This window comes from Bartonella sp. OC16QHHD (assembly GCF_042194035.1).
Lineage (GTDB): Bacteria > Pseudomonadota > Alphaproteobacteria > Rhizobiales > Rhizobiaceae > Bartonella.
In genome coordinates this window covers 1-6,347 of sequence record NZ_JBHIMJ010000085.1, presented here as the reverse complement: position 1 = coordinate 6,347, position 6,347 = coordinate 1, and the positions used below count along the sequence as shown (strand labels likewise).

Here is a 6,347-nt window from a genome sequence, read left to right as displayed (position 1 = left end):
CCCCTTAAAAACTCTTTGAAAAAAATAAATTGGTACAAAACCTAGTGGCAAAATATACAAAACCTGCTGGCAAGCTACACCCTTAAAAACTCTTTGAGAAAAAATAAATTGGTACAAAACCTAGTGTCAAAATATACAAAACCTGCTGGCAAGCTACAGGCAAGCTACAGGCAAGCTACATACATACACAAAAAGTTATAGCATGATAAAAATGCTGTGGCGGAGGGGGTGGGAATGCTACATTTATATGCAATCAATAACTTATATAAAGGTAAGGGAATTTTAATTCCATTGATTTTATTAACTTATTTTTATGTCTATCCCGAACTTTTTTATAGCTTATTCTCAATCATTTTATCCAAATATGTAATCAGATTTTCCAGTATCTTACTTGACTCTTATTTTTATAAATCGTATAGTAATAGTATACGATAAGGGGTGCTAATGGCAATTGTGAGTTTCAGACATAAGGGCTTAAAATTATTTTATACAACAGGTTCCACAAAAGCTATTCGACCAGATCACGTAAAGAAATTACGCGTTATCTTAACGGCTTTAACAAGTGCTACCACGCCCGAAATGTTGAAAGCACCTGCCTTTAAAATGCATCCTCTTAAAGGTGAACTTACAGGATACTATTCTATATGGGTGAATGGAAATTGGCGTGTTACTTTTCGCTTTATAGGAACAGATGTGGAGCTTGTTGATTATCAAGATTACCATTGATGAAAGGAACGAAAATAATGATGCATAACCCCGCACATCCGGGCGAAGTTCTAAAAGTAGCTTTCTTAGACGAAATGGGGATAACAATACAAAAGTTAGCTAATCATCTCCATATGACAAGAGCTTCTCTATCAAGAGTGATTAACGGACATGCCTCTATGAGTACCGAACTTGCAGTGAAATTAGAACTAGCTGGTTTTAGTAAAGCGAAATTTTGGCTGGATATGCAAACAAATTATAATTTATGGCAAACAATGCAACAGACACAACCACCTATTTCTCCTCTGGTTTCTGAAGCACATCAAACGTCGCTTTGATTTCGTTTATAATTTTGACGGGGCTTTAGTTTTTTAGCTTCCGCCCGTTGCTCTAACCTTTTTGAAGTTTTTTAATGGCTTCTATTGCAAGGCGTTTTCTATCGGCTGTTTTGGTATAAAGAGATGCCATTTTATCTTCTGTCCAGCCAAAAAGCGCTTTCATTTGCGAAACTGTCGCACCAGCATTGGCTGCACGTGTTGCTGCTAATTTTCGCAATCCGTGCGCTGATTTTTTAATACCCGCCGCATTACATGCTTCACGAAAGAGGTTGCCAAAACTTTCTTTGACAAGCTTATTTCCACCTTTACCACAAATAAATGTTTCATTACCTATGGGACCAATTTTAAGGGTTTCCTCTAGTTCTGGTAAAATAGGAAGAAAAACATCTGTTTTAAATTGGCTCTTTTCTGTTTTGAGATAAATGATATTATCTTTTACGTCTTTCCAGCCGATACGAACGGCATCACCACGACGCAAGCCTGTATAAAGAAGAACATCAATCCAGACGCGTTCATGTGTACCATATGACCAACGGTGATAATATTTGTCTATGTCCTCTTCTAGCCATGGCAGTAATCCCTCACTGTTTAAAGATTTTGGTGCTTTTATATTAAAGGCAGGATTTCTATTTAAAAGGGCATTATCAACCGCCCAATTAAAGAGACCGTTTAAAGAGGTCAAAAAATGTCTTGCCGCCGCGGGGGTCTCTCGCCTTCTATCTACGGCTTCAAGANTTGGAGGAGCCATTTTGAGCTTGTTTAATAGCCAGCGTATAATTATCAACAAACTCTTGCGTTCCATAGGTTCCTTCAATCCGAAACCGTGGTCCATGACCAATACGTACATACCATATAACTTTACCATGGCGTGTACGTTCACGAACAAGATGCGGTGGACGGCGTTTTGGCATGGCTAAAACTTTATACCGTCGACAGAGGGGCAAGATTTATTGGTGCTGTATTCTTCTTGCTCGTTTTCAAGTGGTGGAAAATCGTTGATGCTATAAGTATTATCTGTCGTTGTTGGTGTTATGGTTTTATTGATATGAATTAATAATTCCCCTGTAGGTTTGATTTCTATGAGTTCGCATCCTTGTTTTTTAGCTTCTCGTAAAGCACGAGCAATAGCTGGTTGCGTGATAGTAGGTGGGCGGTGTGGCATGTTTATTCCCCTTCATTTTAGATGTAATTCACCCGTGGCGTGAAGCACGCATGTGTTGAAATTTTGTTTGTGGAGTTAGAAGCTGGTTTATAGAGATACTATAAGATTAGTCGTTCGTATTTTCTCATCTGGTCTTTTCTCCAGTTGAGATTCTTTTATCGCCATCAATCCAGTCGTCCCAACATACACATGCTTCACCGTAAATTTTTGCATGACCGTAAACATGCGCATCACCGTAAACTTGCGCATTGCCGTAAACACGCGCCCTATCGTAAATGTGTGGCTCTTCGTAAACTTGTGCATTGCCATAAACTTCTGCATTATCAAAAACGCTAGGTTCACCGCAAATATATGCATCACCGTAAACTTCTGCATGACCGTAAATGCATGGTTCATCGAAAACTTCTGCTTTGCCATAAATACGAGAATTGTCGTGAACATGTGCATAACCGTAAACATGTGCATTTTCGTAAACCTTAGCATCATCATAAACCTTGGCATAATCCCCAATCCAGCAATTACCATGATGTGATAGGTTGTCTTCTTTCTCGATATAGCCTCCAAGATCACCTTTCTTGACGTCCCCAAAATCTCTCAATGCACGAATGCGGTGGAGAGTTTTACCTTCAATCTCAGTTGTTTCATCAGTCAGTTCATATTTATTTTCCATGGTTTATTTCCTTGATTTGCGTACAATCCACCCGTGGCGTGAATCACGCATGTGTTGAAAGTGTTAGGAAAGGGTGGGGGTGCTGGGAGGAGAGAGCACCCCCATATGTTTAAGCAGCTTTTGCCAAAATCTTTTGCATCTCTTGTTCTATTTCCCCTAAAAAGATTTCGACAGCTTTATTAATCTCTTCAATGTATTGCTCATCACGGTTGATGCGTTTGATTTTCATTCTCAAACCAGTAGATCTGCCTACAAAGTTTGGATTATAGCTCATGAAATGACACCATTTGCGTCCTGTGCACGCCATTTGGAATTGCATTTGTGCGATATATTCAGGCTTGATTTCGTCATATATAAAGAAGCGCAAATGCGTGGTTGATTGTGGGCATTTGACTTCGATTAAACCGTCCTCTCCAATGAACCCATCAGGACTAGCCCCCGCCATTTCCATTTTTGGGTGGGGGATAAACCCGCATCTTGTGACTTCTGCGTCATAAATGAATTCATATTCTCTCAAGGCATTCTCTTCATGTTCAATGCCCCATTGCATAGCAGGTGTTGTATAAGATTGGCTTATTTCCCCTATTAAGCGTTCTGTCATGAGTTTGATTTTGTAGTCTTCATATTTGCTTGTAGGAAAACCTTTTGCTGTCTTACTGAGTATATTGTAAACGTTTGAAGCAGTGACTTTTCCTAAGCGCGCTTGAAACCATTCTGCTGTTCTTTGTTCCATCTCACACCGCCGTTCCCTGTTCGTGTGGCGTTTCTATATCGGCATCTTGTATAGTAGAATCTGTTTCTGCCTTTTGCCTGTTTTGTTTATCTTTCAAAAGATGTAATACCGTTTGTGCTTGTCCTTCAGACATATCGTCGAGCTTTTTGACGTTGACATAAGCAAGTATTTTTTCTTCTTCTGTTTGGGTTTGTACGACAAGTCTTCTGATTTCATTGATCTGTTGTGGAAAAGCCTTTTTAATAGGCGGGTTTCCATCTGTATCATCATCTTCACTCACGACATTAAGAAGCATGCCTAACAGATATCTGCGTGCGTATGTGATTGCAGAACCAACCGATTGTATATTTGATTTGCATCCTTTAGTGTCATAAGGAAACTTTCCTTCTGTTGAGATTTTATTTCCAGACGGATGCGTCAAAGTCATTTCTATAATTATATTGTCTGAACTCTGTTCTTTGATACGAGAAAACAAAGCAAATCGGTGTTTTGCAAGAGTGTTTTTTACAGCATCAATGTACTGGTCAAGGGTTGCATATTGGCTGTTTGTATGGGTGTTTGTAGAGTTTTTTTGTATTTTTTGATATTCTATTTGCATATTCGAAAGATCACTGGCAAATCTTTCGTAGTTTTGTCGTTCTATTTCTTTTTCTCGTAAGGCAATGAGACGCTCGAGACGATCCATATCGACGTCATTTTCTAAGGCTCTGTTTAAAATACGTTCCATAGCAGTTTGTTTAACCGCTAAGTGATGCGTTTCTTCAATTTCTGTTAGGTTAGTGTTTTGTTTACTCATCTTGATTTCCTCCTATTTGAGCGCAATTCCCCCGTGGCGTGAATCACGCTGGTGTTTAAAAGTTGGTTTTTCGGTGTTAGAAACGGCTTATAGAGATACTATAAGATTAGTCGGTCGTATTTTTTCATTTGGTTTGTTCTCTAGTTGAGGTGAGGTCAGTATTATCAACATACCCATAAGCACCTGCATCATTGGTAATGTATATAGCATCGCAGTTACCAAAAACACGTACATCACCGTAAACTTCTATATATCCATAAAAATGTATACCCTCGTAAACTTCTGCATTACCAAAAACTTGAACATTATCAGAAATTTGTGCATCATCATAAACACGGGCGCCTTCATAAACCCATGCATTATCACCAACCCAGCAATCCCCTTCGTGACTTAAATTGCCCTCATGCTCTATAAACCCCCCTAAATCGCCTTTCTCGACGTTTCCAAAGTCTCGTAAGGCGCGAATGCGGTGGAGAGTTCTGCCATTAACTTCGATTGTTGCGTCTGTCAGTTCGTATTTCTTTTTTATCATGATAACCTCCTCTTAATGCATGCTTTGTCTTTTAAGCTCTTGAGACAGCACACCAATTCCTTTTGCTGTGATTTTTGCGCAAGGAATGACTTTTTCTATTCCACTTGCGGTTTGAAGTGTGATGGTTGGACAATCCATAAGTTTCTTTTGGATTTTGTCTTGATACGGTAGCAAATTTCCACCTGCTGCTCGTCTGTAAACCCAACCTTTTTGCTGTAAGAATTGAATGAATTGTTTTGGTTGCATCTCGAGTATTTTAGCGGTTTCTGTAAGACCAAAGAGTCCATTATGACGCTGTAAGCTTTCAAGAGCCATGGCTTTTGGTGTTAAATCTTCAATGATGGTGTCTTTTTGATCTATTTGACCTTGTAGGTAATTCAAAAAGCCAATCATAGCCTTTGGACTTGAATAGTCGATTTGTGGTATTGCTGCTTGCTTTTCCAATTCTTGCCAACGGTCTATAATCCTAGCACGTAATGTCATGCTGTAACCGGAAACTAAGATAAGGCATTCACGCTTAGGGAGGTTGTAACAGTTTTGGGGCTTACCCTGTTTATCTAAATAGGTGGATCCAAATTTGGATTGACCCCCTTCAGGATATAATTCTCCTAACATTTGTCGAATATCACGCATAATATGCGCATGTTGCTTACCGCATAACTCTGCAATTTCACGACTAGACATCGTTTGAACTGTTGTGTTTTGAAAATTGTTTTCAGATATTGTAATAAAGTTTTGCATCATCACCCCCCTTAATTAAGAAAAACACAAGGTTTGATATAATATTCTGCCATAGTTTCTATGACGTTCTGCTTGAGCAATTTTCCTTGCTGCGTGAATTTTGAAGTAATGATTATCGGTTTTATCTGTTTCTATTTCAGATTTTGGACAAATCTTCTGTCTGTTCCATTCTTGTTTTGTAAAAACAAAATCCACGCCTTCTTTTAGATCAAGCTTCTCAACACAATCATTAAACCAAGTGGAAAAATCTTGTTTCAAATGTAAGTACCTATGCATTACATGGGCATTGACCATTTGGACATAACCGATTTTGTTGTCTACCTCGTTTTCAGGCGTGAGATATCCTTCACTATGAATATGAGTATCATGTGTGGTCATAAGTTTACTCTAATCAATTATTGATGGGAAAAAGGGAGGCGCTTTTAAAAGCGCCCTTTAGAATTTTTAAAGCACATCACAAGGACGCAAACGGTGTTGTTGTTCATAAGTACCGTAAATCTCATCATTATATTTTTCGTCTGCGATCTCGTCTAAAAGTTCTTGGTAAGCATCACTTTCGAGTACAAAGTCATGAACTTTACTCTCCTCGTGGAGATGTTCGATATTTTCTTTTACATATGCTTCTGCAATTTCTTCAGAGATATCTTCACAATTATTCTCAGAAGGATTG

General features: G+C 38.7%; 9 protein-coding genes and 2 pseudogenes. 2 read left to right on the top strand and 9 right to left on the bottom strand.

Annotated elements, in window-relative coordinates; translation table 11 throughout:
- The first annotated feature begins 444 nt into the window (after positions 1 to 444).
- Together ACFIK1_RS08810 and ACFIK1_RS08805 are read left to right on the top strand one after the other, a co-directional pair.
- Positions 445 to 726 (top strand): type II toxin-antitoxin system RelE/ParE family toxin, encoded by a 282-nt coding sequence (locus ACFIK1_RS08810; RefSeq protein WP_183194586.1) that lies wholly within the window; start codon positions 445 to 447, stop codon positions 724 to 726.
- Positions 727 to 743: 17 nt separating this feature from the next.
- Positions 744 to 1,043: a HigA family addiction module antitoxin gene (locus ACFIK1_RS08805; RefSeq protein WP_183194585.1), complete on the top strand. Its 300-nt coding sequence runs from the start codon at positions 744 to 746 to the stop codon at positions 1,041 to 1,043.
- Positions 1,044 to 1,095: 52 nt separating this feature from the next.
- Here the strand turns inward: ACFIK1_RS08805 and ACFIK1_RS08800 are convergent.
- From ACFIK1_RS08800 to ACFIK1_RS08760, 9 genes and pseudogenes are all read right to left on the bottom strand, one after another.
- Positions 1,096 to 1,954: pseudogene (locus tag ACFIK1_RS08800) on the bottom strand (tyrosine-type recombinase/integrase).
- Positions 1,955 to 1,956: 2 nt separating this feature from the next.
- The gene (locus ACFIK1_RS08795; RefSeq protein ID WP_375632693.1) at positions 1,957 to 2,205 is read right to left on the bottom strand and encodes a hypothetical protein; all 249 of its coding nucleotides are present in this window, start codon (positions 2,203 to 2,205) and stop codon (positions 1,957 to 1,959) included.
- A gap of 124 nt (positions 2,206 to 2,329) precedes the next feature.
- Positions 2,330 to 2,875 carry a hypothetical protein gene (locus ACFIK1_RS08790; protein ID WP_375662604.1) on the bottom strand — a complete coding sequence of 182 codons (546 nt, stop codon included), beginning with the start codon at positions 2,873 to 2,875 and terminating at the stop codon, positions 2,330 to 2,332.
- A 109-nt stretch (positions 2,876 to 2,984) separates the two neighbouring features.
- Positions 2,985 to 3,608, bottom strand: a complete 624-nt coding sequence (locus tag ACFIK1_RS08785) for a lambda exonuclease family protein (protein ID WP_375662603.1) — start codon at positions 3,606 to 3,608, stop codon at positions 2,985 to 2,987.
- Position 3,609: 1 nt separating this feature from the next.
- A complete protein-coding gene (locus tag ACFIK1_RS08780) occupies positions 3,610 to 4,404 on the bottom strand; it encodes an ERF family protein (protein WP_375637118.1) in 795 nt (264 codons plus the stop codon).
- A gap of 124 nt (positions 4,405 to 4,528) precedes the next feature.
- Positions 4,529 to 4,936, bottom strand: a complete 408-nt coding sequence (locus ACFIK1_RS08775) for a hypothetical protein (protein WP_375637119.1) — start codon at positions 4,934 to 4,936, stop codon at positions 4,529 to 4,531.
- Between the two features lie 12 nt (positions 4,937 to 4,948).
- Entirely contained in the window at positions 4,949 to 5,677 is a 729-nt protein-coding gene (locus ACFIK1_RS08770) for a Rha family transcriptional regulator (protein ID WP_375662605.1), read from the bottom strand.
- A gap of 15 nt (positions 5,678 to 5,692) precedes the next feature.
- Positions 5,693 to 6,055, bottom strand: a complete 363-nt coding sequence (locus ACFIK1_RS08765; RefSeq protein ID WP_375632994.1) for an antA/AntB antirepressor family protein — start codon at positions 6,053 to 6,055, stop codon at positions 5,693 to 5,695.
- Between the two features lie 66 nt (positions 6,056 to 6,121).
- A pseudogene (locus tag ACFIK1_RS08760) lies at positions 6,122 to 6,347 on the bottom strand (hypothetical protein); the annotation flags it as partial.